Origin of the sequence: Reyranella massiliensis 521 (assembly GCF_000312425.1) — a bacterium.
In the GTDB taxonomy this organism is placed as follows: Bacteria; Pseudomonadota; Alphaproteobacteria; order Reyranellales; family Reyranellaceae; genus Reyranella; species Reyranella massiliensis.
The window spans coordinates 1,753,758-1,778,130 of record NZ_HE997181.1 but is presented as its reverse complement, the minus strand read 5'-3'; the positions used below and the strand labels follow the sequence as shown (position 1 = coordinate 1,778,130).

The following is a 24,373-nucleotide window of genomic DNA, read 5'->3' as shown; positions in this document are numbered from 1 at the left end:
GCGTCGCGCCGGGCAGCCAAGGTCGCTAGGGTCGACTAGGCATCCGCCATCTCGCGCGTGCGTGCCGACCCTTTGCCTGTCTTCCGCCGTGGCCTCGGCGCCTTGAAGTACGCGCCGTCCTTCATGATCATCAGCAGGTTGTCGCGATCCTGAAGGATCTTGATGTCGGCTGTCGGATCGCCGTCGATGAGCAGCAGATCCGCAAGGAAGCCTTCCTTGACGAGGCCGAGATCCGGCATGTCCATGATCTGGCCGCCCAGCATGGTCGCCGCGCTCAGGGTCTCGGCCGGCGTGTAGCCGAACAGATTGACGAAATACTCGAAGTCCCGCGCGTTGGTCCCGATCGGGTTCCAGATGAACCCGTAGTCGCCGCCGGGCATGACGCGGACGCCGCGCTTGCGCAGCTTGTTGTAGACCTGGGCCGTCTGCTCGATGGTCTTGAACACGCCCATGCGCTCCGCCACGTCGTGCGTGATGCCCCATTCCTGGGCATGGTGGGCCAGCCGGTAGTTCGCGCCGATGGCGGGCGCCAGGAAGATGCGGTCCTTGGCGGCCTCGATGAGGTCGAGCGTCTCATCGGTCGAGTGTTCGCAGTGGTAAAGCACGCGGAAGCCGAACTTCAGGGCCATCCGCACCGACTTGTCGGCACGGCTATGGCACGACAGCGCCACCCCGCGCTCGTTCGCCTCGTCGGCGGCGGCCTTGACCTCCTCTTCGGTGTAGGTGCAGGCGCCGTCCTGGCCCAGGCGGACGAAGTTGTCGCCCGAGATGTTGATCTTGATCTGATCGACGCCTTCGCGGATGCACGTGCGCACCGTCCGCCTGATCTCGTCGACGCCGTCGGCGATGATCTCGATGCCCTGATGGTACATGTGCAGCTGCCGCTCGTCGCCCAAACCGCCGGTCGAAACGATTTCCGGCGACGCCGCCCGAAAGCGCGGGCCCGCAATGCGGCCGGCATTGATCTCGTTGCGCACGACGACCTCGGTCCTCGGCTTCGACGATGCTGCAGAATAGAGGCTGGTGAAGCCTGCCTCGAGCATCTTCCGCGCGTTGTGCATGGTGACGAATACGTGCTCTTCGGGCGGCGTCTCGCCGAGCTCGCGCAGCTTCAGCATGTCGGGATAGGTGATGTGCGCGTGCGGCTCGCAAAGGCCCGGCATCAGCGTGGCACCCTGCCCGTCGATGACCTCGGCTCCTTCCTGCGAAATTTTCTGGCTGCCCTTCGCGACCGCAGTGATCCGGTTGCCCTCTACACGCACCTCGCCGGGAAACGGCGAACTGCCTGTGCCGTCGAAGATCACCACGTTCTCGAAAACTTTTGCCATCGAACTCCTCCAGTAACCACAAGTCGATCGGTCCGAGGAGCGTCGCCGTGGCTGCGTTTTCTTTCTTGCGGAGAAGATATCGGCAGTGATTCGCAGTGATAATACATATAAAGGTAATTTTATTCGATATTGAGAGTATCAAGTTAAAGTGGATCGGTTAGTTCAGATCGAGGCGTTCGTTGCCGCGGTCGACCACGGCAGTCTCACCAAAGCGGCGCGTGATCAAAACGTAACGCCGGCAATGATTGGCCGGCGCATCGACGCGCTGGAGAAACGTCTTGGCGTCAAGCTTTTACATCGATCGACTCGCCAACTCGCCTTGACCGAAGAAGGCGCGAACTACGCCGTGGAGTGCCGCCGGATACTGTCGGATCTCGACGAGACCGAGGAGGCGCTGTCGAAGAATCGGCACGACGTCACCGGCCGCCTGGTAGTATCTGCGCCCGCCTCCTTCGGACGCAAGCACGTCGCCGCCCATGCGCCGGCGTTCCTGCAGAAATATCCGCAGGTCGAAGTCTCCTTCAATCTGTCCGATCAGATCGTCGACGTGGTGCGAAATCGCTGCGACCTGGCGATCCGCATGGGCGGCGTGATCGATCCCAACGTCGTCGCCATACGCCTCGCAACCAATCGACGCGTGGTGTGCGGCTCGCCGGCCTACTTCGCCCGCCACGGCGTTCCGCGGACACTGGAGGAGATGGTCCGGCACAACTGCCTGGCGTTCAACGCCAGCGGCACCGAACGCCGCCCGTGGCAGTTCTCGCGCAACGGCCGGATCGTCAGCGTGCAGGTGAGCGGCGCGCTCGACTGCAACGACGGCGACCTGCTCCACGCCTGGACCTTGCAAGGGCTCGGCCTGCAATGGCGATCGCTGTGGGAAATCACCGATCAACTCAACAAGGGAGAACTCGTCACCGTCCTCGACGACTTCGCGTTGCCGGACTACGACGTCATGGCCGTCTACCCGCGCAACCGCTATGTGCCGGAGCGCGTCCGCCACTTCATCAGCCACCTCAAGACCATCTACAGCAGCAAAAGCTACTGGAAACCGGCCTGACGGACCGCCACGCCGCAGGCGTGAGCCAATCCTGAAGTTGCCGGATGTCGGCCGCGGCGCTAGTCGAAGCGACATACCAAGGAGGGTATGCAGCGATGACGATGGCTTCGGCGGAGTACCTGGCTCTGGCAAGTGCAATCGATTGCACGACCTATCATGTCGACCGCTGCATCGCGGTGGCCGGCGGAGAGCGATGCGGCCTGTTCCTGCACAAGCTCCTGCGCTGGCACAGATACACCAAGGTTTCGCGCAACGGATACAAGTGGGTGACGCTGACGCGCGCGGGGTGGCAGGCGGAGTTGCATTGCACGCCCAAGCAGATTCGTCTCGTTCTCGAAAAGATGACGGCACGCCAGTTCATCGTGCGCGAGCAGCACTACTTCAAAGGCAAGGCATCGCTGTACGTCCGGCCGACTGAAGCACTCCTTCTTCTTGTGCTGATCGGCGAAGGGCCCGCCCGGGCGGGCCCTCCGGGGCCCAGCCAGGATGGCCCTTTCGGGCCATCCCTATATGTAAACCTTCATAGTAAACTTTGATTAGAAACTAAGATTGCGATCGGCTTCGCCGACGCGGCCCTCCGCTGCAATCGATTGCACAGACACAGTGGAGGCCCAGGTCAACGGTGATCCTGCCCCCTCTCGCGCTTCTCGCGGTTGCGTTCTTCCAGCTCGGCCGACGCGCCTCGATAGGCGCGCCACGCCAAGACAAGAGCCACCAAGGAGCAGGCAACGCCGACGATCAGAGCCATGGGTTCCATGTTGGTCATATGGGGCGCTCGAAAAACCTCGCAACGGCCGCGTCACTCCAGGGTTGCCGGCTGCCGGCGCCGTGGAAGCCGACATGTCCGCCGTGCCGGGGCAGCTGCGGCACGAGCGACGGATTGCTTCGCCAATCGTAGCCGCTGTAGAGCACACCGGGAATCCAGGGATCGTCGAGAGCCGCGATCACCAGGGTGGGAATGCGGATGCCGCCCATGAAGCGCAGCGGCTTGCAGCGGTCGTAGTAGTCCTCGGCGCCGGCGAAACCGTGGCGCGGGGCGATGAAGTCCTGATCGTAGTCCCATACCGAACGCGAGCCGAGGATCGCCGCACGCTCCGCCGCCGTCACCTCGGCACCTGCAGCCGTCGCCTCGACCTTCATCTGGCCGAGAATGTGACGGTGATAGAGCGTATTGCGCGGCCGCATCATGTTGCGGCACGTCACCGAAAGGTCGATGGGCGCGGAGATGCTGGCCGCCGCCGCCAGCGGACAGCCACTTCCCTCCTCGCCCAGATATTTCAGGAGCATCGCGCCGCCCAGCGAGTAGCCCGCGGCCACCAGCCCGTCGCCCGTCAAGCCGGCGGGCAGCTTCGCCAGCAGCGCGCGAAAGTCCTGGCTGCGGCCGGCATAGTATTGGCCCTTGCAGCTCGCGCGCGACGGGCCGGCGCCGCGCAGGTTGACCCGCAGCACCCGGTGCCCGCGCTCCAGCATCGTGCGGGCCATGCTGTAGATGTAATGGCTCTCCTGCGAGCCGGTGAGCCCGTGGATCAGGATGACGAGCGGCGTCCCGGTCCGCGGCATCTGCGGCCGGTCGAGCGTGCAGACCAGTGCGTCGCCCGTGCCGTCGTTCAAGGCGACGGGCAGCCGCTCGCTCGCATGGGGCGCCAGATCGCACCTCGGCGGCACGAGCACATTGGCGACGGTCTGCAGGTCGCCGCCCCACCAGGGAAAGCGCGGCCGAAAGGACGCTGGATCGAGGCTCACGCCCCGATACTAGCAAGAGGCGGGAGCAAGCCGATCGAAGAATTTCTCCATCGCGATATCGCACCACGGCTGGGTGCTGTCGTGCGCATGGAAGCCGATGTGGCCCCCCGCCGGCGGGAGCACCGGCAACAGCGCCGGATTGTCGGACCACTTGAAGTCCCGGTAGCATTCCACGGGAATCCATGGATCGTCGCACGCTGCCAGGACCATGGTCGGCACGCGGATCTCCGGCATGAAGGCATGCGGCGTGCAGAGGGCGTAGTAGTCCTCGACGTCGCGGAAGCCGTAGCGCGGCGCGATGAACTTGTCGTTGAAGTCCCAGACGCTGCGGGCGGCCCTGATCGTCTCGCATTCCTCCGGCGTGTTCGACGCGCCTTCGGCCAGGGCCTCCGCCTTCATGTCGCTCAGCAGGTAGGCGTGATAGAGCCAGTTCCGCGGACGCATCATGTGCTTGCAGTTGGCGGCCAGATCGATCGGGGCACAGATCGTGGCCGCGCCGCGCAATGGCGAGAAGGCCCCTTCCTCGCCGAGATACTTGAGCAGCATCGCGCCGCCCAGCGAATAGCCCACGGCAACGATGCCGTTGCCGGTAAGCTCTTCGGGAATCTGCCACAGCACGCGCCGGAAGTCGGCGGTACGGCCGAGGTGATAGTGCTCCCGGCAGTAAGGCCGCGAGGGGCCGCAGCCGCGCAGGTTCAGCCTCAGCACGGTGTAGCCGCGAGCGAGCAGATGACGGGCGGCGTTGAGCATGTAGGCGCTGTCTTCGCTGCCCGTACATCCATGCACCAGCAACACCAGCGGCCTTCCGTCCACCGCTTCCGCGGGGCGGTCGAGCATGCCGAGCAGAATGTCGCCGGTGCGGTCGGCCATCGGAAAGGCCAGCCGCTCGCTGGTGTGCGGTGCAAGGTCGAGCACGCGCGACGACGTCAGCCGTATGGCGATCGTCTGAAGATCTGCCCCCCACCACGGAAATCGCGGCCGAAACGGCGGCAGGTCGAGGGAATCAATGGACGGGGGCACGTCGGAAACCGTATTCAACCATTCTTCGAAATGAAAACGTCGAATACCCTGCCGAGTTCCGCGCTGCTTGGCGCTCTCTACGCCGTCACCGCCGCCATCGCCTTCAGCACAGCCGGTGTCATCGTGCGCCGCATCGACCTTCCCGCATGGGATGTATCGTTCTGGCGCAGTGCATTATTGGTTGTCACGATGTTGCCATTAATGATCTGGCAACGCCGCGCCATTCTGGTCGATTCCCGCAATGCCGGCCTGGCGCTGGTGATGAGCGCGGTCCTGCTGGCCGGCAGCTTCGTCAGCTTCATTCTCGCGCTCGGTCTCGCCCCCGTGGCTAACGTGCTGATCATGTTCGGCGCCACGCCCTTCATCACCGCCATCGCCGCACGAATTTTCCTCGGCGAGCCCCTGCACGGCCATACGATTCTGGCCATGGGCGTCGCCGTCATCGGACTCGCTCTCAGCGTTGCAGGGTCGCTGCAGGCCGGCGCGCTCGCCGGCATGGCCGTGGCGTTCATCGTCGTGCTGTGCATGAGCGGCAACTACGTGGTCGTGCGCCACCGCCGCGACGTCGGCATGGCGCCGTCGATCTGGCTGGCCGGCGTGATCTCGGGCCTCGTGGCCCTGCCCTTTGCGCATCCTGAGAATGTCACCTGGGCACAGCTGCCCTGGCTGTTCGCGCTCAGTCCCGGACAGCTCGCGGTCGGACTGCTGCTCTACATGGCGAGCCTGAAGCGTATTCCGGCGGGCCGTGCAGCTTTGCTCGGCCTGCTCGAACTGGTCCTCGGTCCCATCTGGGTGTGGCTGTTCGATGGCGAAAAGCCGGGCGACCTAACCTTGATCGGTGGCGCCATCGTGATCGGTGCCGCTGCGGCCAACGTGTGGCTGGATTCGCGCCGACCCTCTGGCTAAGAACTTCGTATGACCCAGAATACGAAAGGCCCGCTGTCGGGCATCACCGTCGTCGATCTGTCCCGCATCCTGGCGGGCCCCTACTGCACCCTGCTGATGGCCGAGATGGGCGCACGGGTGATCAAGGTCGAACCGCCCAAGGGCGGCGACGATGCGCGCGCCTATGGTCCTTTCGTCAACGGCAAGTCGACCTATTTCGCATCGGTCAATCGCGGCAAGGAGAGCATCGCGCTCGACCTCAAGGCCGACGCCGATCGCAAGATCTTCGAGAAGCTGCTCGAGAAGGCCGACGTCGTGGTCGAGAACTTCCGGCCCGGCACGATGGAGAAGCTGGGCTACGGCTGGGACACGCTGCACGCCAAGTACCCGCAGCTCATCTACGCCTCGGCCTCGGGCTTCGGCCATACCGGGCCGAACTCCAAGGACCCGGCCTACGACATGGTCATGCAGGGCATGGGCGGCATCATGAGCATCACCGGCAACGAGGGCCAGCCGCCGAGCCGCGTCGGCATGTCGATCGGCGACATCGGCGCCGGCCTCTACACCGCCGTCGCGGTCAACGCTGCCCTCGTCCACCGCCTGAAGACCGGCGAATCGACCAAGGTCGACATCGCCATGTTCGACTGTCAGCTCGCGCTGCTCGAAAACGCCATCATGCGCTACACGGTCGAGAAGGAAATCCCTGGCCCGCTCGGCGCGCGCCATCCGACCATCACCCCCTTCGAGGCCTTCGCCACGTCGGACGGCTCGATGATCATCGCCGCCGGCAACGACGGCCTGTTCGTCAAGATGTGCGAAGCCCTCGGCCGGCCCGACATGGCGGCCAACCCCCAGTACAAGTCGAACGCGCTGCGCCAGAAGAGCCAGAAGAAGCTGAAGCAGGAAATCGAGTCCGTGCTGAAGACCAACACGACCGACTACTGGATCGGCGTCGTCTCCAAGGGCGGCGTGCCCTGCGGCCCGATCAACAACATCGCGCAGGCCATCGTCCATCCGCAGGTCGCCGCGCGCAACATGCTGGTCGAGGTGCCGGACGGCAGCGGCGGCACGCTGACGCTGGCAGGCAATCCGCTCAAGATGTCGGCCTTCGCCGACCCGCCGACGCGGAACCCAGCCCCCGACCTCGACGCCGACCGTCAGGCGATCCTTTCCTATATCGGCGGCTAAGACAGTGCGGGCGTTGCTGCGTGTTGCCGCCGGCCTGGGCAAGTTCCTGGTCGGCCTGGTGGTGGCGTTCGCCGTCGTCCTGCTCGGTACCTATTTCCAGGTGCGCGGCGCGCTGCCGTCCTATAGCGGCCACCTCGAAGCATCGGGCCTGAAGGCGCCGGTCGAAATACAGCGCGACAAGAATGCCGTGCCGCACATCATCGCGGGCTCGCTCGAAGATGCGGCCTTCGCGCTGGGCTATGTCCACGCGCAGGATCGCTTCTGGCAGATGGAACTGATGCGGCGGCTGGGCCAAGGCCGCCTTGCCGAACTCGTGCCGCCTGCCCTCGTCGGCGGCGGGCTGGTCGAAAGCGACCGCACGATGCGCGGCCTCGGCGTCTATCGTAAAGCGTCGGAGAGCGTGAACGCGCTTTCGCCTGCGATGCGCGGCCAGATCGAAGCCTATGCCGCGGGTGTCAACGCCTGGATCTCCGGCGAGGGCCAGCAGTTCGGCCTGGAACTCACCGTGGTCAAGCTGCTGTCCGGCGGCCGTTACCGGCCCGAACCGTGGCGACCGGCCGATTCGCTGGTCTGGGCCAAGCTGATGGCGCTGGGCCTCGACGGCAACTGGCGGGCCGAGCTTCTGCGGCTGCGCCTCGCCAACAAGATCGGCGAAGACGGCGTGAAGTTCCTGATCGAGCCGGCGGGCGACAGCCGGGACTCGACGCTCTCGCTGGTGCTGCAGGCGGTGCGGAACATCGACCTGGACCGTCTCTATGCCGAGACCGACAACACCGCCACGCGCAAGCGCGAGGCCTCCAACGAATGGGTGCTGTCGGGCGCGCACGCGGTTTCCGGCAAGCCGCTGCTGGCCAACGATCCGCATCTCGGCTTCTCCTTCCCCGGCGTCTGGTATCTCGCACGGCTGGTCGGGCCGGGCTTCGACATTCGCGGCGCCTCCTCGCCAGGCTCGCCCGCCATCGTGCTGGGCCACAACGGCACGATCGGCTGGGGCTTCACCACCACCAACCTCGACAGCCAGGACGTGTTCGTCGAGAGGGTCGATCCGACCGACCCCAACCGCTACATCACGCCGGACGGCGCCCGCTCCTTCGGCGTGCGCGAGGAGACGATCAAGGTTGCCTGGGGCGATCCCGTCACGATGCGCGTGCGCGAGACGCGGCACGGGCCGGTGATCGACGACTTCATCCGCCGTACCGAAGGCATGACGCCGCAGGGCCATGTGCTGGCGTTGCAGGCGACCGCGCTCGACGGCGCGGATACGTCGGCCGAGGGCTTCGGCCGCCTCGGCATGGCGCAGAACTGGGAGGATTTCCTCGCGGCCGCGCGCCGCATCGGCTCGCCGATGCAGAACATGGTCTATGCCGACACGTCGGGAAATATCGGCCTGATCGCGCCGGCCAAGGTGCCGATCCGCCGCAAGGGCGACGGCTCGATGCCGGTGCCGGGCTGGACCGGGGAATACGACTGGGCGGGGTTCGTGCCATTCGACGAGCTGCCGCGCGTCTACAATCCGCCGGCCGGCCTCATCGTCAACGCCAATGCCCGCCTCGTCCCGGACGACTACCGCCATTTCATCAGCAAGGACTGGGCCGAGCCCTATCGCCAGCGTCGTGCCGATCAGCTTCTGCGCGAGGTCGAGCGTCATCCGGTCTATGGCATGATCGTCATGCAGGCCGACAATCTGTCGCTCGACGTCAACGACATCCTGCCGTTCCTGCTGCGGGCGGCCCCGCGCAACGCGCGCGCGGCGCGGGCCTACGAGCTGCTCGGCCGCTGGAACCGCTTCATGCTGGCGAGCCGTCCCGAGCCGCTGATCTACAGCGCCTGGATCACCGAGCTGCAGCGCGGCCTGCTGGCCGACGAACTGGGCGAGCCTCTGTTCGACGCCCTCGCCTCACCCAACGTACCCCTGATGGTCCGCATCCTGCGCGACAAGCCGGGCTGGTGCGACGATGGCGGTACGCTGCAGACCGAGACGTGCGACGATGCCGTCGCCCTCGCCCTGGAACGGGCGTTGGACTGGATCAGCCGCCGCAACGGGCCGGACATGTCCAAGTGGCAATGGGGCGCCGAGCATCTCGCTGTGCACCGCCATCCCCTGTTCGACCGCATCCCGCTGCTCGGCAACCTCGCGTCGGTGCGCTTCGTCTCGGACGGTGGCAGCCAGACGCTCAACCGCGCCTCGCCCTCCTATCGCGGCAACCGGCCATTCGATGCCGTGCATGGCGCCGGCTATCGCGGCATCTACGATTTCAGCGATCTCGAAAACAGCCGCTTCGCGATGCCGCTCGGCCAGTCGGGCAACATGCTCTCGCCCTGGGCACGCAACTTCGTCGAGAGCTGGCAGAGTCTTTCCTACATCGGGATCGGCGGCACGCGCGCCGAGACCGCCCGCACCGCCATCGGCACGATTACCCTCGCCCCGCCGCAGCGTTAGGCCTCGTCGATCGGCGGCACTTCCCGGTGGACCAGGAGCTTGTCGATGCGGCGGCCGTCCATGTCGACGATTTCGAAGGACCATCCTTCGTAGGTGAACTTCTCGCCCGCCACTGGCAGGTGGCCGAGCTGGGACAGCGCAAAGCCCGCCACCGTATGGAAGCGGCCGCTGGTCAAAGGCGCCGCCAGGGCCAGCCGATTGAAGATGTCGCCGGCCGGCGCCATGCCGTCGATCAGCAGCGAGCCGTCGGCGCGTTCCTGGACATCCGGCTGGCCGCCATCCGTTTCCGGCAGTTCGCCGGCCAGCGCTTCCAGAAGGTCGGCCTGCGTGACGATACCTTCCAGACCGCCATACTCGTCGACCACCACGGCCAGCCGCACCGGCGCCTGCTTGAATTCGTCGAGCACCTTGAACACCGGCGTGGACTCGTGGACCAGCAGCGGCTTTCCGATGACGGCTTCGAGATCGAGCGGGCTGCCGGCCAGGAGCTGGTTCAGGAGGTGCCGCTTGGAAACCGCGCCCACCAGCTCGTCGATGTTGCCGCGGCTGATGAGGAGCTGCTCGTGCCGGCTCTCGCGGAGCGTCTTCACGACCTCTTCGTGACTGTCGTCGAAATCGATCCAGTCGACTTCGGTGCGCGGGGTCATGATGTCGCCGATGCGCCGGTTGCCGGCATCTAGGGCACGCATCACGACCTCTTCCTGGGCCGCCTGCAGGAGGCCGGCATCCTGGCTGGCCGCCACCAGCAGCTTCAGCTCGCTCGCCGAATGAAGCGACTCTTCGCCTGTGCCGGGCCGCAGGCCACAGAGCCGCAGCACCAGGTTGCCGAGGCCGTTCAGCACGACGATCGCCGGCCGCAGCAACCATAGGAAAGCCGTCAACGGCCGCACCACCCAGAGCGCCGTTCCCTCGCTGCGCTGCAGGGCCAGGCTCTTGGGCGCCAGTTCGCCCAGCACGATGTGGAGCGCTGTGATCACGATAAAGGCGATGGCAACGGCAATGCTGTACGTACCGACCCCGGTCCAGGTCCCCAAAGTCTGACCCAGCAGCGGTTCGATCAGGTGAGCGAGGGCTGGCTCTCCGACCCAGCCCAGCCCCAGCGAGGAAATGGTGATGCCGAGCTGGGTCGCTGCCAGATTGGCATCGAGACTGCCCAGCGCCTTGTCGAGGGCCTTGGCGTTCATCCGGCCCTCCGCCATCAGTTCGACGACGCGGCTGCGGCGGACGGCGACAAGGGAGAATTCAGCAGCGACGAAAAATCCGTTGGCGGCGACGAGGACGAGAACGGCGATCAAACCGCCAATGTCGGACATTGTCTGCTCCAGTTCAGGTCGTCGCTATCTGGGTTTGTCGCCGGCAAGCGTGATGCGGTGCATCACGCGACGGTGGCCGTGATAGTCGTTGATCGGATTGTGCATGGCCGCGCGATTGTCCCAGAAGGCGAGCGAGCCCGCCTCCCAGCGAAACCGGCAGGTGAACTCAGGCCGGGTCTGGTGCTCCCACAGGAACCTCAGCAGCGGCAGGCTCTCCTTTTCCGTCCAGCCCTTGATGTGCGAGGTGTGGGCGTCGGACGTGTAAAGCGCCTTGCGGCCGGTTTCGGGATGAGTGCGCACGATCGGATGCTCGGCCGTCAGCTCCTTCAGCTCGGCCCCCGCCGCCTTCATGCGGTCCTCTCGGGTCTTCGAGACGTCGGCCTTGGCCGAGGAGCTGACCCCGATCAACCCGTCGAGCGTCGCCCTGAGCCCTTCCGAAAGCGCCTCGTAGGCGAGGTACTGGTTGGCGAACATCGTGTCGCCGCCATAGGGCGGCACTTCGCGCGCCAGCAGCATGCTGCCCATCGGCGGCTGCGGCAGGTAGGTGGTATCGGAATGCCAGATGCCGCCGAAATTGTTGCGCTCGTGTTCGAGCTTTACCACCGGCGTGATCATCGGCGATTCGGGCAGGCCCTTCAGCTGCGGATATTCGATCGGCTCGCCGAACTTGCGCGCAAAGGCGAGCTGCTGCAGCGGCGTCATGGTCTGCCCGCGCAGGAAGATCACGAGATGGTCGAGCAGCGCCTGGCGCATCTCGGCCACGACATCGGCTTCCAGGTCGCGCGAGGCGTCGACGCCGTGGATCTCCACGCCCAGCGCACCGGCGATCGGCCTGACCTCGATGTGGCGATAGTTGCGCATGGCTCTGCCCCTCTAACCCCTGCTCCAAGACGGCGACGCCTTGGCCTTGAATGCTTTGATGCCCTCGGCCGCCTGCGGCCGTCGCAGCAGGCCGACCAGACTTTCCGCCGCGGCGTCGAGGACCGAACGATCGTCCCGGGTCGCGCACGACAGTACCAGATGCTTGGCGGCCGCGAGGGCCACCGGCTCCATCTTGAGGATGTCGTCGAGCAGGGCCTTGAGCGTCGCGTCGACCTCCTCCGTTGTCCGGCAGAGGTAACGGCCCACTCCCAGCCGATGAGCCTCGGCGGCGTCGATGACGCGGCCTGTCACCGCGAGATCGCGCATCGGCCCCTCGCCCAAACGGCGCACCAGGAAAGGAATGATCTGCGAGGGGATGAAGCCTACCTTCGGTTCCGGTACACCGAAATGCGCGCTTTGGTGCAGCACCACGACGTCGGAGCAGCAGGCCATGCCGAAGCCACCGCCTACCGCCGAGCCTTCGACGACGGAGATCGTCGCCTGCGGCATGGAATCGAGGGCGAGCAGCGCGTTGCCGAACTGCCGATAGGCCGGGAGCAGCGGATCTTCCGCGCCGTTCGACGGCCGCGGCGGCATGTCGGCCATGGCATCGAGATCGCCGCCGGCACAGAAGTGCCCGCCCGCGCCGCGGATCACCAGTACGCGGCAGAAAGGGTTGTCGGCGACCCGCGCAAAGGCGTCTTCGAGTTCCAGCATCATGCCGTGGGTCAGCGCATTGCGGCGCTCCGGCCGGTTGAGCGTCAGCCATGCCACGGCGTCGCGACGTTCGAGCTTCAGGAAAGCATAGTCGGCCATGGGCAAAGTCTTAACGAGCGACTATCCTGCCAACAAGATGATGCGTTTCGTCATTCCGCTGCTCGCGGGCTTCCTTTCGATGGCTGCCGAAGCGGCGGCGAATGACTGGGCCACTGCCACCACGCCGGCGCCCGGCCCGCCCCAATCCATCGGCTTCTATACTGCAGGCTGCCTGCAAGGGGCCCAGGCGCTGCCGCTCGACGGCCCGGGCTACGAGGCTATTCGCGTCAGCCGCAATCGCTACTGGGGCCAGCCCGTCACGGTCGATTTCATCACCGCGCTCGCCGAAAGGATACGCGCTGCCGGCCAGGCGCATCTCTATATTGGCGACCTCGGCCAGCCGCGTGGTGGGCCCGCGCCCTCGGGCCATGCCAGCCATCAGGTCGGCCTCGATGCCGACATCTGGTTCGAGCGCCAGCCCGGCACGCGGCGTGCGCCCGGCGAGCGCGAGAACCCGCGCCTGCGTTCGCTGGTACTTCCGGACGACAGCGGCATAGACGACACGGTGTTCTCCCAGCAGCACGTCCTGTTGCTGCGCACGGCCGCCGAGATGCCCAACCTCGACCGCATGTTCGTGAACAAGTGGATCAAGCAGCGAATCTGCAACACGGCGACCGGCAACAGGAGCTGGCTGCGCAAGCTGGTGCCCTGGTACGGTCACGACTCGCATTTCCACGTCCGGCTCCACTGCCCGCCCGGCAATCCGCAGTGCCAGCCCCAGGCCACCTATTCCGACGACGACGGTTGCGGTGAAGCGCTGGAGTCGTGGTTCCGCAAGGCGCCGCCCCCGCCGCCGCCGCCGGGCCCACCCAAGCCTTATCGCCCGAAGCTGCCCCCTGCCTGCCAGGCCGTCCTCAACGCGCGCTAGATGACAGGCTCGTTCAGGATCGCCCGCCTCCAGCCGTCCGACGCCGAGGCGTTCCGCACCATTCGCCTTGCTGCGCTGCAGACCGCGCCCGCGGCGTTTGGATCGACCTACGAGATCGAGGCCGCGCGGCCGGTCAGCGCGTTCGCCGACGGGCTCTCCGCGTCCGTCGTCTTCGGCGCTTTCGATGACCGACGCATCGTCGGCATGGCCGGGTTCAGGCAGGAAGCCGGCCCGAAGGTCTCTCACAAGGCCGTCGTCTGGGGCTTCTACGTCGAGCCTGCCTGGCAGGGCCGCGGCGCGGGATCGGCGCTCCTCGCCGCGCTGATCGAAGCGGCGCAAGACGTCGTCGAGCAGCTCACGCTCACGGTCGTCGAAGGCAAGGACGCCGCGATCGCGCTCTACACGAAATTCGGATTCACCGCCTATGGCACGGAACCCCGCGCCCTCAAGACGTCGTCCGGCTACGTCAACGAAGTCCTGATGGCGTTGCGCCTGCCGCAGCGATCCTAGGACGTCCCGCCGCAGCGATTGGCGCGCTCGCGGGCCTGGACGTCGAGCCAGTCGAGGCCGCCGACGCTGCCCAGCCGCTGCCAGCTCACCTGGATCGTGCCGTCGGGCACGCGGCTCACGAGATAGCGCGACTCGGCCTGCGGGGCGCTGCGCGGCACATAGGAAATAGCGGTGACACCCGGTTGCGGCGGCGGCGTCTGGGCGACCACGAAGCCCTCGCCGGCCGGCTGCGACAGGCAGCTCACCATGGCGTCGAGCGGCACGGTGTAGACGTTCGTCCAGGCCGGTTTCGGCGTCGGCGGCGTCTGGGAGGTTGTCGTGACGCAGGCTGCGGCGGCAAGCGCGATCAGGACGGGCAACACAGCGTGCTTGGACATCACTCACCTCGATGAACGGTCGACCCTGCTCTACTCCCCCTGTCCCAGCAGCGACCCTGCCCGGCGCGAGGACCGGAAGAACCACTGGAACACCTGGAAGCCTACGACCAGATAGACGATCGACAGGCCGAAGGCGAACGCCATCAGATCCCAGTGCACCGTGCCCTCCGCCAGGATCGACCGCATGCCCTCGAAGACATAGGAGGTCGGCACGCCCCAGGCGATGACCTGCAGCCAGTGCGGCAGGACGGAGATCGGATAGTAGACGCCGCTCACCGGCATCAGGATGAAGACGGCGGCCCAGGCGAAGGTTTCCGCACTCTGGCCAACCCTCATCACCAGCCCCGACATGGCGAGCCCGATCGACCACGAGAACATCTGCAGGATCACGAAGAAGGCGATCAACGGCAGGCCAAGCGTGTAGATCGAGTAGCCGAAGAAGGCCCAGGCCAGCAGCGACACCGGCACCATGCCGAGCAACGTGCGCAGCAGCGCCACGATCACGATGCCCGCCGCCATCTCCCACGACCGAATGGGACTGACGAAGAGATGGCCGAGATTGCGCGACCACATCTCCTCCAGGAAGGCGATGCTGAGCGAGAGGTTGCCGCGCACTACGAGTTCCCACAGCAGCAGGCCCGCCAGCAGCACGCCAGCGGCATGGCCGACATACGAAGTCTGGTTGGCCAGGAACTGAGTCAGGAAGCCCCACATGACCATCTGCACGGCCGGCCAGTAGATCGAATCGACGATGCGCATTACCGATCCGCTCCACAGATGGATGTGGCGCATGACCAGGGCAAAGATCCGGCGCAGCGAACCGCTCATGGCGTTCCTCCCGGCTTCTTCAGGGCGTCGAGCCCACGGCCACGGCCGCGCGCCATGTCGAGGAACACCTCCTCCATGTCCTCGCGGCCGAACCGCTCGATCAGCTCGCGCGGGCTGCCGCGCTCGAAGACCTTGCCCGACTGCAGCAGGATCACGTCGTCGCAGAGCCGCTCGACTTCGCCCATGTTGTGCGAGGCTAGCAGGATCGTGGCGTTCGTCTCGTGCTGATACTCCTCGAGATAGCCGCGCACCCAGTCGGCCGTGTCCGGATCGAGCGACGCCGTCGGCTCGTCGAGCAGCAGCACGTCAGGCCTGTTGATCAGCGCCTTGGCCAGCGCCACGCGCGTCTTCTGCCCGGCCGACAGCTTGCCCGCCTGACGGTCGAGGAACGGCTCGACCTGCATCTGGCGCGCCACCTCGACGATCCGTGCCTTGAGGTCCTTCACACCGTAGAGGCCGCCGTAGAACATCAGGTTCTGCCGCACGGTCAGCCGATGCGGCAGGTCGACGTAGGGCGATGAGAAGTTCATGCGCGGCAGCGCGGCGTAGCGGCGCTTCAGCATGTCGATGCCGAGGATATTGATGCTGCCGGCCGTCGGTTCGAGCAGGCCCAGCAGCATCGCGATCGTCGTCGTCTTGCCGGCGCCGTTGCCGCCCAGCAGACCGAGCACCGTGCCGCGCGGCACGGAGAAGGTCAGATCGTCGACGGCGACGACCTCGCCATACACCTTGCGGAGGTGCTGGACCTCGATGGAAGGAATATTCGCCATGCCGGCATCATGCTGCCTTGATCGCCGCTTCGATGCGATCCAGGCCCTTGCTGAGCCGCTCTGCGCTGGACGCGAAGCAGAGGCGTATGTTGCCCTGGCCGCCCGGCCCGAACGCTTCACCCGGTGCGAGGCCGACCTTGTACTTCTTGGCCAGCGTCTTGCAGAAGGCGAGCGTATCCGTCACGCCGTCGACCGAGAAGAAGGCATAGAAGGCCGCCTCCGGCCGCGAGATCGTCACCTGCGGCAAGGCCGACAGCCGCTGGAACACCAGCTCGCCACCGGCACGGCAGCGTTCGACCATCTCGGCGACGAAGGCGTCGCCCTTCTCGACCGCCGCGATGCCGCCGCGCTGCAGGAAGCCCGGTATGCCGGAGGTGTTGATCTGGACCAGCTTGGCGAACTGGTCGCCGAGCTGCGCGGGATGCGTGAGCCAGCCCAGCCGCCAGCCGGTCATCGCCCAGGGCTTGGAGAAGCTGTTGAGCACGATCAGCGGATCGTCCGGCCCCGCCTGTTCGAGAAATGACGGAGCGATCTGCCGCCCGTCCGGCCGCTTGCTGTAGATCAGCCGCGCATAGACCTCGTCGGCCATGATCCAGAGGCCACGCTTCTTCGCGAAATCGAGAAGCGCGCGCTGCTCGTCCGCCGTCATCGTCCAGCCCGTCGGATTGCCCGGCGAGTTGACGAAGATCGCGCGCGTGCGGGCGTCGACGGCATCGAAGACCTTCTGGAGGTCGAGCTTCCAGCCGCCGGTCGGGGTGCGGTCCAGCGCGACATACCTGGGCTCGCCGCCGACCAGCTTGGTGGCCGAGGTGATGTTCGGCCAGATCGGCGAGACGATCACAACGTTGTCACCAGGATCGAGCAGGAGCTGGCAGGTGAGCAGGATGGCCTGCATGCCGCCCGTCGTCACCGTGATGCGGTCGGCCGGGCACTTGATGCGATAGAGCCGCTCCGTATATGCCGAGAGCGAGGCCCGCAGTTCGGGGATACCGCGCTGCCACGTATAGAACGTCTCGCCGGCCTGCAGCCCCTTGGCCGCAGCATCGCGCACGAAATCGGGTGTCACGAGATCGCTTTCGCCGAACCACAGCGGCACGACATCGGGATCGCCAAAGACCGACATCGCCACTTCCGAAATGGGGGTATCGGGCATGCCGGCAGTGGCGCCGCTCAGCGAGGCAGCAATGCCCGGCGCGACAAATCTGGTCTGATCTTGCATCCTTCCGACCTAGCGCATCGTCTGGAATTGCGCCAGCCATCCACCTGCCCGACAATTGTTGGCGGCCAGACCAAACCTGACTAATCGCTTATGGATGATCGCATATGGAGAAGGAGATGAAGCCCTACATCGCTCCGCTTTCCGCCGTGCTGCTCGCGGCTTTACTGGGCGCCTGCGTACACGGCGACAATGTCGAGCGGCTGCATGCCGGGATGAGCCGCGACCAGGTCCAGGCCGTCCTGGGCCCGTCGGAAAGTTCGGCCTACTCGCCCGGCAAGGAATGCTCCTACTACACCGTCCTCAAGGACTTCTGGCAGCGCACGCCCTGGACCATGTCGGACCGTTATTACGTCTGCTTCACCGACGGAAAGGTCGAAACGTTCGGCCGGGCCGACCAACCCAACGCTGCACAGATGACAGGACAGTGAACGCACGATACCCTGCACCAGGGGAGCAGGAATGCATCACAATCATGTAGACGGCCAGATCGCGACCTGGCTGGGCGAGCGTCAGGCGAGCACCTACGCGGACGGACGCCGCTGCGACGAGATAGGCTATCTGCAGTGCAAGTTGATCCTAAAGCCTGACCGTTTCACTTCCGCACGCGTCTTCAAGGAATTCGCAGCCCTCGTACAGCGCGCCGCCGAGACGACCGGCGTCGGCTTCCAGCATACGCCCAAGTTCATGCAGCGGCCCGAGGTGCGCGAGGTCCTGTTCCTCGATACCGGCGGCTACCACCTCTACAACAATGCCTTCATCGTCCGCCGGCGCATCGCCTACGAGGACGGTTTCGCCATCGGCGATCCCGAGATCGTCTTCAAGTACCGCAGCGACGACATGGCCAAGGCCCAGGCGCTGGACGTGCGGCCGAAGATCGACGGCAAGTACAAGATCAAGTTCAAGCTCGAAGTCATGCCGCTCAAGGAGAAGATCGGCGGGCTGCGGCGGCTGCTCTCGCACAATGTCGAGTTCGGCCTGAGCCAGGCTCCGGAGGCGGCACGCATCGTCATGTCGTCGCTCGGCCACATGTCGCTGCCCGAGCTTGCCAAGATCTTCCCGGCGCTGTCGTCGATCTCGTGCGACGGGCCCGACGACGTCTCGCTGGTCAACCAGACCATCGTCGAGGAACTGCTGCAGGACATCTGCACGCTGGACTTCGGACACCGCACGGCCGCTACGGCCAATCTCGGTCTGTGGCGCTCGCGCGGCGACCACCATGCCTTCGTCGGCGAGTTCGCTTTCCAGCTCCGCTTCGCCGGCCCCGACGACATCAGCCACAAGGCGCTGAACCATTGCGAGCGGTTCTTCCTGGAACTGCAGCAGGTCGCCGGCGACTGGCTCGCGCTCACCACCACCAAGACCGGCGCCGTCTATCGCCTCAAGGGCAACCCGCCTCAAGCCCACGAATGAGCGCCGCCCCTCAAGTTGCAGCTCCGCCGTCGCTGGGAAAGCTCTTCTGGGTCTTCCTGGTGATGGGTGCCACCAGCCTGGGCGGCGGCGTGGTCGCCTACCTGCGCACCGGCCTGGTCATCCGCCAACGCTGGCTCGACGACGTCACCTTCGTTGAGCTGCTGTCGATCAGCCAGACCCTGCCCGGCCTCAACGCCACGAACATGTCGATCCTGGTCGGCGATCGGCTGCGCGGCGGCATGGGCGCGCTGGTCGCGACGCTGGGCATGTGCCTGCCCGGCGCGGTCCTGATGACGGGCGCGGCCTTCGCCTACGGCATCGGCGGCGACGATCCCTGGTCGAAAGCCTTCCTGCACGGGATCGCCGCCGGTGCGGTCGGCCTGATCCTGGTGGTGATGGTGCAGCTCGGCGCCAAGGTGCTGAAGACGCCGGCCGACTATCTGTTCGTTGCCGCAACGGCCGCTGCGGTGGCCTTCTTCAAGGTGTCCGTCCCCGTCGCGCTGCTCGTGGCCGGTGCGGTCGCGATCTGGTGGCATCGGCCTCGGGACAAGACCCCGCGATGAAACAGCTCTGGGACCTTACCGTCGTCTTCTCCTACCTGTCGCTGCTGACCATCGGCGGCGGCATGGCGGCCTTCCCCGAACTGAAGGAACTCACGGTCAACACCTACCACTGGGTGACCTTCCCCGAGCTTCTGCATTTCTACAGCCTGGGCCAGCTTTCGCCCGGCCCCAACATGATGATGGTGGCGTCGATCGGCGCCGTGGTGGGACACATCCCGGGGGCGATCGTCGCCCTGGTGGCGTTCTTCCTGCCGACGGGTCTGCTCACCTTCGCGGTGGGCCGTCTTTGGACGCACCTTGCCACCTGGCGCTGGCGGCCGGCGATCCAGACGGGCCTCGGCTCCGTCGCCGTCGGGCTGGTGCTGGCCGGCGCGATCATCATGGGCATCGGCGCCATCACCGATATCTTCTACGGCGCCATCGGCCTCGCGGTCTTCCTGTTGCTGTGGCGAACCAAGATAAACCCCGCCTACCCGATCGTCGCTGCCGGACTGATCGGCATGGGGATGCACTATTTCGGCTTGGGCTGATTCGGCTTGGGCTGACGACCTGTCGGCCGGCCTATTTCTTCAGGTCGGCCGTTTTCCGAGGAATGTCCTCGCAGCTTGCGCGGGAAACACCGATGGCGACGACCTTGTCGTCCACGGCCAGACAACCGTTGCGCCAGTTGCCCGAGAGGGTGACGCCGCCCAGCTTCACCGTGCCGGGACCGTTGGGAACGTCGTTGGCGTAGGTCCCCTCGAACCAATCGGTCGGCGTCCAGCTATAGCGCCCGACACCCTCGCGACGGCCGTTGCGGTAGGTTCCTTCGAAGCGGTCGATGAGCTGGCCGTGCTCCGTCCATTGCACGACGCCCGTCCCTTCCTTCAAGACACCGCGGCAGGAGCCGGTCCAGCTCGCTTTGTCGTCGAGGTCGGGATGCCAGTCCCACATGCGGCAACCCACCCCCGGCTCGAACAGCCAGTTTCCCTGCTCGCACGGTGCATCCCAACTGATCTGGACGGGATCGGGTTCATCGGCGACGCAATCCGCCTTCGCAGCGGCAATTTGCTGAGCCGCGGCGGGAAGAACTGTCAGTGCGAGAGCTGACGATATGAGCACTAGCGAAATTTTCACGATACCCCTCAACGGCCCCCTCGACCGTCGAAATGGAACGCGCTACGCCTGAGACAGTTGCCCCCGTCTGCGGCTGAATCATGGAGACGGCGGGGCATTTTCAGGCTGAGGCGCCCCTCCGGCCATGACTATTAAGGATAAGGAAAGAGACGATGAGCGAGGGTCAGGCGGCGGCAATCGCCACCGCGATAGGCGACATCTACAGTGAAAAGAACGAAGGCGGCATGCTCTGCTGCACTCTCGAAGCGGTGAATGCCGAAGGCATGGATGTCTCCATCCAGGTCATGGCGGAAACCATCAACCTGGCGCCCTACCCCTACGCCGACGATCCGCTCAGCCGTCTCGAATTGAGCGGCGCGCTCGAGACCCTGCACGATCTCGACCTCGCGCTGGTCGATTGGGATGCCAATGCCTTCGCCACGGTCGGAACGGGCGGCAACCAGCCCGCCGCCATTGCCCGTCTGGTCGACGAGACCTTCCGGAAGGTCATGGGATGCGATCCCGGCTACGCCTTCAAGGCATCGACCGAGGATCTTGGCTGAGGCCGCATGCAACGTTGGGAGGCGCCCCGCATTATTGATAGGCATCAGTAATGTGGAGTGTGCCTTCCATGAAACCTGTCCTATTGGCGGCCGCGGCCCTTCTGGCCTCCACTTCTCTGGTGTTGGCGCAAACAGGCACGCCACCCACGTCGCCCGGCACCGCGACGACGCCGTCGGTGCCGCCGGCCGGCATGCCCGGCACGGCGCAAAGCGCCACCTCGGCGCAGGCCCAGATCGAAGCCAGCGGCTATACCAACATCAAGGAGCTGAAGCGTCAGAACGACGGCAGCTGGCGGGCACGAGCGACCAAGAACAACGAGGAAGTCGCCGTTTCGGTCGATTCGACCGGGCTCGTCACGCAGATGTCGCAATAGCAGGAGGCACTCAGCCTCCACGGGCGAGCCGTGCTAAGACAGCGGCATGGTATGGCTCGTTCTCGGTCTCGCACTCTTCCTCGGCGCCCACACGTTCGGCACCCTGCGCAACTCCCGGGCCGCTTTGATCGGACGGTTGGGCGAAGGTCCCTACAAGGGCCTTTATTCGCTGGTCTCGCTGGCGGGCCTGGTGCTGATCGTGGTGGGCTTCGGCGCCTATCGCGGCTCGGGCTACATCCAGGTCTGGAACCCGCCACGTGCGATCTTCCATCCGATCGCCCTGTTCCTCCTGTGGTTCGCCTTCGTGGCGCTGGTCGCCACCTACTCGCCGCCCAGCCGCATCAAGTCCCTGCTGCGCCATCCCATGCTGGTCGCCGTGAAGGCCTGGGCGCTATCGCACCTGCTGGTGAACGGCGATCTCGGTTCGATCCTGCTGTTCGGCGGACTGCTGGCCTGGGCAGTCTACGACCGCATTTCGCTGAAGCGGCGGGGTGACGTCGGTGCTCCACAGGTCGGCTGGTCGGGCAACGATGCGCTGGTGGTCGCGCTCGGGACGGCCGCCTATTTCCTCATGTTCTGGCTGCACGATTCCCTGATCGGCGTGACGGCAGCCTGAGGTCGCATTGTTGGCTTCTCTTTACTACCCATGCTAGCGTCGCGCTCTCGACTGCCGGAAGTGACTGCGTGCTGAAAAGCTATCGACTGGACAATCCCGCTACGGACGAAGTGCGCGTCCTCAATCGGAGAGCGTATTTCTGGGGCGCGCTGGGCGGCCCGCTCTACCTCGTGGCGAACCGGCTCTACTCTCTGGCCATCGTGATGCTGCTCATGATGGCGGGCATCGCCGTAGGCGCCATCGTCGGCCTCGCCTTCTCCGTCTATCTGTTCGATTCCTCCCTGCCGGGCTTGATCACAATGCTCGCCATCGTGATCGGCGCCTTCGCCCTGAACGGCATCGTCGCGGTCGGCCTTGTGCGCTACGGCTATCGGCGCAGAGGCTGGGAAGAGTATCGCGCCTAATGCGCATGGCCGTGATGGTGGCCGCCGGCGTAGCGGTCGATGTGTAGAGGCTGCTTGGCCAGCCCCGGACAGAACGTCCCCACGACCTTCTCCAGCCTGTCGTAGAGCGCCTTCGCCGGCGCGCGGCCCTTGGCAAGCCGCTCGCGCGTCTTCTCGGCCTTCCTGGCAATCTGCGCCAGGTCGACGGTGAGAAGCTTGTGGTTCTCGACTACCATGCGCCCGCCGATCATCACCGAATGCACGGCCGAGCCGTCCTCGGTATGCACGATCTGGTTGGTCGGATCGTTGAACGGGATCCAGTTCACGTGGCCGAGATCCAGGAACACGATGTCGGCCTTGTAGCCGGCTTCGAGCTTGCCGATGCGGTCGCCCAGCCCCAGAGCGCGCGCGCTGCCCGCGGTCGCGGCTTCGAGCACTTCCTCCGTCGAGATCCAGTTCTGCCGATCCGGCCCCTGCACCTTGGAGACCATGGAGGCGAGCCGCATGTTCTCGTACATGTTCTGATTGTCCGAGCAGCTCGCGCCGTCGGTGCCGATGCCTACGTTCACCTTGGCATCGAGCATGCCGCGCATGTCGGCGATGCCGTTGCCCAGCAGCATGTTGGAGCCGGGATTGTGCGAGACCGAGGCGCCGCGATCGCCGAGCAGCTTCATGTCGTCGCCGTCGAGCCACACGCCATGCGCGACGGTGAAGTCGGGTCCGACGAGGCCCAGCGAATCCATGTAGGCGGCGAGCGAACGGCCGTAGAGCTGGTAACCCGCGATCACCTGCACCTTGGACTCCGCCACATGGCTGTGCAGGCCCGTACCGTAGTCCTTCGAGAGTTTCAGGCAGGCCAGCAGGAATTCGCGGCTGCAGTGATGCGGGATGGTGGGCGCCACGGCGAGCTGCACGCCCTTCGATGCGAGCTTCCAGCCGTGCAGCGCCTTCTTCATCTGCGCCACGCTCGCCTTATAGGGCGCCAGGCGATAGCGCTCGACCTCCTTCCGCAGCGACGGCGACAGGCGATCCATCAGGCCGGGAATGGCCTCGAAGAAACTGGTGTCGGCCACCATCGGCGCCAGGGTCGCGCGCATGCCGATATCGGCATAGGCTTGGCCGATCGCCGCGAGCCCTTCGGCCGTCGGCATCGGAAACTCGGCCGCGAGATCGTAGGCAGCGGTGCATCCCTTCAGGACCATCTCGGCAGCGCCGATCAGGCTCGACAGATATTTGTCCTCCAGCGTGCGCGCACCGCTCATATAGGGACTGGCCGTCAGAAGCAGTTCGAGCGTGATGCGGTCCATCATGCCCTTGGCGAGATTGCCATGGCTGTGCGTATGGCCGTTGATCAATCCCGGCTGCAGCAATCGGTCGCGCGCATCGAGCATCGTTGCCGCGGGCGGTGCGGCAAGACCGGGCCTGCCGATTTCGACGATCGTATCGTCCTTCACCAGGATGTCGGCCTTGGGCGCCGCGTGACGTTTGATATCGAGCACGCGGCCGCCACGGATCACAGTCATTGCCGCCTTCGCCATGTCGTTCGTCCTCCGTCGTACAGTGCGCCGTCGTGGCGCCATCGTGCAGTGCGCCGTCGAACACTCTCCTAGCACGGGTCGCGCTTCATTCGTCGCCGGCGATTTTCGATGCAACACATGCGCGCGCGACGACGTTGAGTCCGGGCAGCCCACCTACCCCTCTCAACCCTCGAAGGAGGACGATCAACATGCGGACCACTTTCGCCACGCTCGCCCTGATCGCAGCCGCTGGCATCGGCAGCGCCGCCTACGCCCAGACGACGACGCAGCCCGGTACCACGCCGAGCGCGCCGGGCGGCACGACGACCATGCCCGGAAGCGGCACGCCGGCCACCAAGCCGGTAGCCGGCGAGGCGGCGGCCAAGGCCGCGCTCGAAGCCAAGGGTTATACCGGCGTGAAGAAGCTCAAGCGCGACAATGCCGGCAACTGGAGCGGCACGGCGATGAAGAACAATGCCGAGGTCGCGGTGATGGTCGACTCGACCGGAAAGATTCGCGAGCAGTAGGCGCCACACCCTCGCTGCCCGCGGATGGCGGGGCGCCCCACTCCGGTGGGGTGCCCCGTTTTCGCGCCTCTGGCGAAGCGGCCGGGACGTCCCATATGATGT

General features: G+C 65.7%; 29 protein-coding genes. 16 read left to right on the top strand and 13 right to left on the bottom strand.

Features of this window, described 5'->3' with window-relative positions:
• Positions 1 to 35 precede the first annotated feature (35 nt).
• Complete coding sequence (locus BN60_RS08725; RefSeq protein WP_020695643.1) at positions 36 to 1,328, bottom strand: metal-dependent hydrolase family protein; 1,293 nt, start codon at positions 1,326 to 1,328, stop codon at positions 36 to 38.
• Between the two features lie 148 nt (positions 1,329 to 1,476).
• On the opposite strand from BN60_RS08725, the gene BN60_RS08720 reads away from it, so the two are divergent.
• Positions 1,477 to 2,385 (top strand): LysR family transcriptional regulator, encoded by a 909-nt coding sequence (locus BN60_RS08720; RefSeq protein ID WP_020695642.1) that lies wholly within the window; start codon positions 1,477 to 1,479, stop codon positions 2,383 to 2,385.
• Positions 2,386 to 2,480: 95 nt separating this feature from the next.
• On the top strand, positions 2,481 to 2,921 hold the full coding sequence (locus BN60_RS08715) for a hypothetical protein (protein ID WP_020695641.1): 441 nt from the start codon (positions 2,481 to 2,483) through the stop codon (positions 2,919 to 2,921).
• An 80-nt stretch (positions 2,922 to 3,001) separates the two neighbouring features.
• Here the strand turns inward: BN60_RS08715 and BN60_RS30780 are convergent, their stop codons facing one another.
• From BN60_RS30780 to BN60_RS08705, 3 genes are read right to left on the bottom strand one after another with little or no spacing between them, the layout of a single operon-like run.
• Complete coding sequence (locus BN60_RS30780; RefSeq protein WP_020695640.1) at positions 3,002 to 3,151, bottom strand: hypothetical protein; 150 nt, start codon at positions 3,149 to 3,151, stop codon at positions 3,002 to 3,004.
• Positions 3,148 to 4,128 carry a YheT family hydrolase gene (locus tag BN60_RS08710; RefSeq protein WP_020695639.1) on the bottom strand — a complete coding sequence of 327 codons (981 nt, stop codon included), beginning with the start codon at positions 4,126 to 4,128 and terminating at the stop codon, positions 3,148 to 3,150. Before BN60_RS08710 ends, BN60_RS30780 begins: the two co-directional genes overlap by 4 nt.
• 9 nt (positions 4,129 to 4,137) lie before the next feature.
• Positions 4,138 to 5,148 (bottom strand): YheT family hydrolase, encoded by a 1,011-nt coding sequence (locus BN60_RS08705; RefSeq protein WP_177324787.1) that lies wholly within the window; start codon positions 5,146 to 5,148, stop codon positions 4,138 to 4,140.
• 30 nt (positions 5,149 to 5,178) lie between these two features.
• Between BN60_RS08705 and BN60_RS30300 the strand changes: the two genes are divergently transcribed.
• Genes BN60_RS30300 through BN60_RS08690 form a run of 3 tightly spaced genes read left to right on the top strand, consistent with a single transcriptional unit; the run spans position 5,179 to position 9,661 of the window.
• Entirely contained in the window at positions 5,179 to 6,054 is an 876-nt protein-coding gene (locus tag BN60_RS30300; RefSeq protein WP_020695637.1) for a DMT family transporter, read from the top strand.
• Between the two features lie 9 nt (positions 6,055 to 6,063).
• Positions 6,064 to 7,221 carry a CaiB/BaiF CoA transferase family protein gene (locus BN60_RS08695; protein WP_020695636.1) on the top strand — a complete coding sequence of 386 codons (1,158 nt, stop codon included), beginning with the start codon at positions 6,064 to 6,066 and terminating at the stop codon, positions 7,219 to 7,221.
• A 4-nt stretch (positions 7,222 to 7,225) separates the two neighbouring features.
• Positions 7,226 to 9,661 carry a penicillin acylase family protein gene (locus BN60_RS08690; RefSeq protein WP_020695635.1) on the top strand — a complete coding sequence of 812 codons (2,436 nt, stop codon included), beginning with the start codon at positions 7,226 to 7,228 and terminating at the stop codon, positions 9,659 to 9,661.
• Here BN60_RS08690 and BN60_RS08685 read toward each other — a convergent pair.
• The 3 genes from BN60_RS08685 to BN60_RS08675 are packed head-to-tail and all read right to left on the bottom strand — an operon-like array spanning position 9,658 to position 12,651.
• Positions 9,658 to 10,974, bottom strand: coding sequence for a hemolysin family protein (locus tag BN60_RS08685; RefSeq protein ID WP_020695634.1), 1,317 nt, complete (start codon positions 10,972 to 10,974; stop codon positions 9,658 to 9,660). The two genes, BN60_RS08690 and BN60_RS08685, sit on opposite strands and share 4 nt — an antisense overlap.
• Positions 10,975 to 10,998: 24 nt before the next feature.
• On the bottom strand, positions 10,999 to 11,835 hold the full coding sequence (locus BN60_RS08680) for a TauD/TfdA dioxygenase family protein (protein WP_020695633.1): 837 nt from the start codon (positions 11,833 to 11,835) through the stop codon (positions 10,999 to 11,001).
• A 12-nt stretch (positions 11,836 to 11,847) separates the two neighbouring features.
• Positions 11,848 to 12,651, bottom strand: a complete 804-nt coding sequence (locus BN60_RS08675; RefSeq protein ID WP_020695632.1) for an enoyl-CoA hydratase/isomerase family protein — start codon at positions 12,649 to 12,651, stop codon at positions 11,848 to 11,850.
• On the opposite strand from BN60_RS08675, the gene mepA reads away from it, so the two are divergent.
• Positions 12,650 to 13,519, top strand: coding sequence for a penicillin-insensitive murein endopeptidase (gene mepA, locus BN60_RS08670; RefSeq protein WP_020695631.1), 870 nt, complete (start codon positions 12,650 to 12,652; stop codon positions 13,517 to 13,519). The genes BN60_RS08675 and mepA overlap by 2 nt on opposite strands.
• On the top strand, positions 13,520 to 14,029 hold the full coding sequence (locus BN60_RS08665) for a GNAT family N-acetyltransferase (protein ID WP_020695630.1): 510 nt from the start codon (positions 13,520 to 13,522) through the stop codon (positions 14,027 to 14,029).
• Here the strand turns inward: BN60_RS08665 and BN60_RS08660 are convergent.
• Genes BN60_RS08660 through BN60_RS08645 form a run of 4 tightly spaced genes read right to left on the bottom strand, consistent with a single transcriptional unit; the run spans position 14,026 to position 17,223 of the window.
• Positions 14,026 to 14,406 (bottom strand): hypothetical protein, encoded by a 381-nt coding sequence (locus BN60_RS08660; protein ID WP_020695629.1) that lies wholly within the window; start codon positions 14,404 to 14,406, stop codon positions 14,026 to 14,028. The genes BN60_RS08665 and BN60_RS08660 overlap by 4 nt on opposite strands.
• A 30-nt stretch (positions 14,407 to 14,436) precedes the next feature.
• Positions 14,437 to 15,234, bottom strand: coding sequence for an ABC transporter permease (locus tag BN60_RS08655; RefSeq protein ID WP_020695628.1), 798 nt, complete (start codon positions 15,232 to 15,234; stop codon positions 14,437 to 14,439).
• Positions 15,231 to 16,004 carry an ABC transporter ATP-binding protein gene (locus BN60_RS08650; protein ID WP_020695627.1) on the bottom strand — a complete coding sequence of 258 codons (774 nt, stop codon included), beginning with the start codon at positions 16,002 to 16,004 and terminating at the stop codon, positions 15,231 to 15,233. The genes BN60_RS08655 and BN60_RS08650 overlap by 4 nt, the downstream gene beginning before the upstream one ends.
• Before the next feature lie 7 nt (positions 16,005 to 16,011).
• Positions 16,012 to 17,223, bottom strand: a complete 1,212-nt coding sequence (locus tag BN60_RS08645; RefSeq protein WP_020695626.1) for a pyridoxal phosphate-dependent aminotransferase — start codon at positions 17,221 to 17,223, stop codon at positions 16,012 to 16,014.
• Positions 17,224 to 17,339: 116 nt separating this feature from the next.
• Here BN60_RS08645 and bamE point away from each other — a divergent pair, with 116 nt between their 5' ends.
• The 4 genes from bamE to BN60_RS08625 are packed head-to-tail and all read left to right on the top strand — an operon-like array spanning position 17,340 to position 19,726.
• Positions 17,340 to 17,651, top strand: coding sequence for an outer membrane protein assembly factor BamE domain-containing protein (gene bamE / locus BN60_RS08640; protein ID WP_177324786.1), 312 nt, complete (start codon positions 17,340 to 17,342; stop codon positions 17,649 to 17,651).
• A gap of 31 nt (positions 17,652 to 17,682) precedes the next feature.
• A complete protein-coding gene (locus BN60_RS08635) occupies positions 17,683 to 18,633 on the top strand; it encodes a hypothetical protein (protein WP_020695624.1) in 951 nt (316 codons plus the stop codon).
• A complete protein-coding gene (locus tag BN60_RS08630) occupies positions 18,630 to 19,196 on the top strand; it encodes a chromate transporter (RefSeq protein WP_020695623.1) in 567 nt (188 codons plus the stop codon). Before BN60_RS08635 ends, BN60_RS08630 begins: the two co-directional genes overlap by 4 nt.
• Positions 19,193 to 19,726, top strand: coding sequence for a chromate transporter (locus tag BN60_RS08625; RefSeq protein ID WP_020695622.1), 534 nt, complete (start codon positions 19,193 to 19,195; stop codon positions 19,724 to 19,726). The genes BN60_RS08630 and BN60_RS08625 overlap by 4 nt, the downstream gene beginning before the upstream one ends.
• A 31-nt stretch (positions 19,727 to 19,757) precedes the next feature.
• Here BN60_RS08625 and BN60_RS08620 read toward each other — a convergent pair whose 3' ends face one another.
• Positions 19,758 to 20,312: an MORN repeat-containing protein gene (locus tag BN60_RS08620; RefSeq protein ID WP_148283357.1), complete on the bottom strand. Its 555-nt coding sequence runs from the start codon at positions 20,310 to 20,312 to the stop codon at positions 19,758 to 19,760.
• 152 nt (positions 20,313 to 20,464) lie between these two features.
• On the opposite strand from BN60_RS08620, the gene BN60_RS08615 reads away from it, so the two are divergent.
• The 4 genes from BN60_RS08615 (at position 20,465) to BN60_RS08600 (ending at position 22,248) form a co-directional block, all read left to right on the top strand.
• Entirely contained in the window at positions 20,465 to 20,854 is a 390-nt protein-coding gene (locus BN60_RS08615; protein ID WP_020695620.1) for a hypothetical protein, read from the top strand.
• 68 nt (positions 20,855 to 20,922) lie between these two features.
• A complete protein-coding gene (locus BN60_RS08610; protein WP_043283753.1) occupies positions 20,923 to 21,228 on the top strand; it encodes a hypothetical protein in 306 nt (101 codons plus the stop codon).
• Positions 21,229 to 21,274: 46 nt separating this feature from the next.
• Complete coding sequence (locus BN60_RS08605; RefSeq protein ID WP_020695618.1) at positions 21,275 to 21,844, top strand: NnrU family protein; 570 nt, start codon at positions 21,275 to 21,277, stop codon at positions 21,842 to 21,844.
• Positions 21,845 to 21,912: 68 nt separating this feature from the next.
• On the top strand, positions 21,913 to 22,248 hold the full coding sequence (locus tag BN60_RS08600) for a DUF2628 domain-containing protein (protein WP_020695617.1): 336 nt from the start codon (positions 21,913 to 21,915) through the stop codon (positions 22,246 to 22,248).
• On the opposite strand, the gene BN60_RS08595 is transcribed toward BN60_RS08600, so the two are convergent.
• Entirely contained in the window at positions 22,245 to 23,765 is a 1,521-nt protein-coding gene (locus BN60_RS08595; RefSeq protein WP_020695616.1) for an amidohydrolase family protein, read from the bottom strand. The genes BN60_RS08600 and BN60_RS08595 overlap by 4 nt on opposite strands.
• A gap of 188 nt (positions 23,766 to 23,953) precedes the next feature.
• Here BN60_RS08595 and BN60_RS08590 point away from each other — a divergent pair, with 188 nt between their 5' ends.
• A complete protein-coding gene (locus BN60_RS08590) occupies positions 23,954 to 24,271 on the top strand; it encodes a hypothetical protein (protein WP_020695615.1) in 318 nt (105 codons plus the stop codon).
• Positions 24,272 to 24,373: the final 102 nt, after the last annotated feature.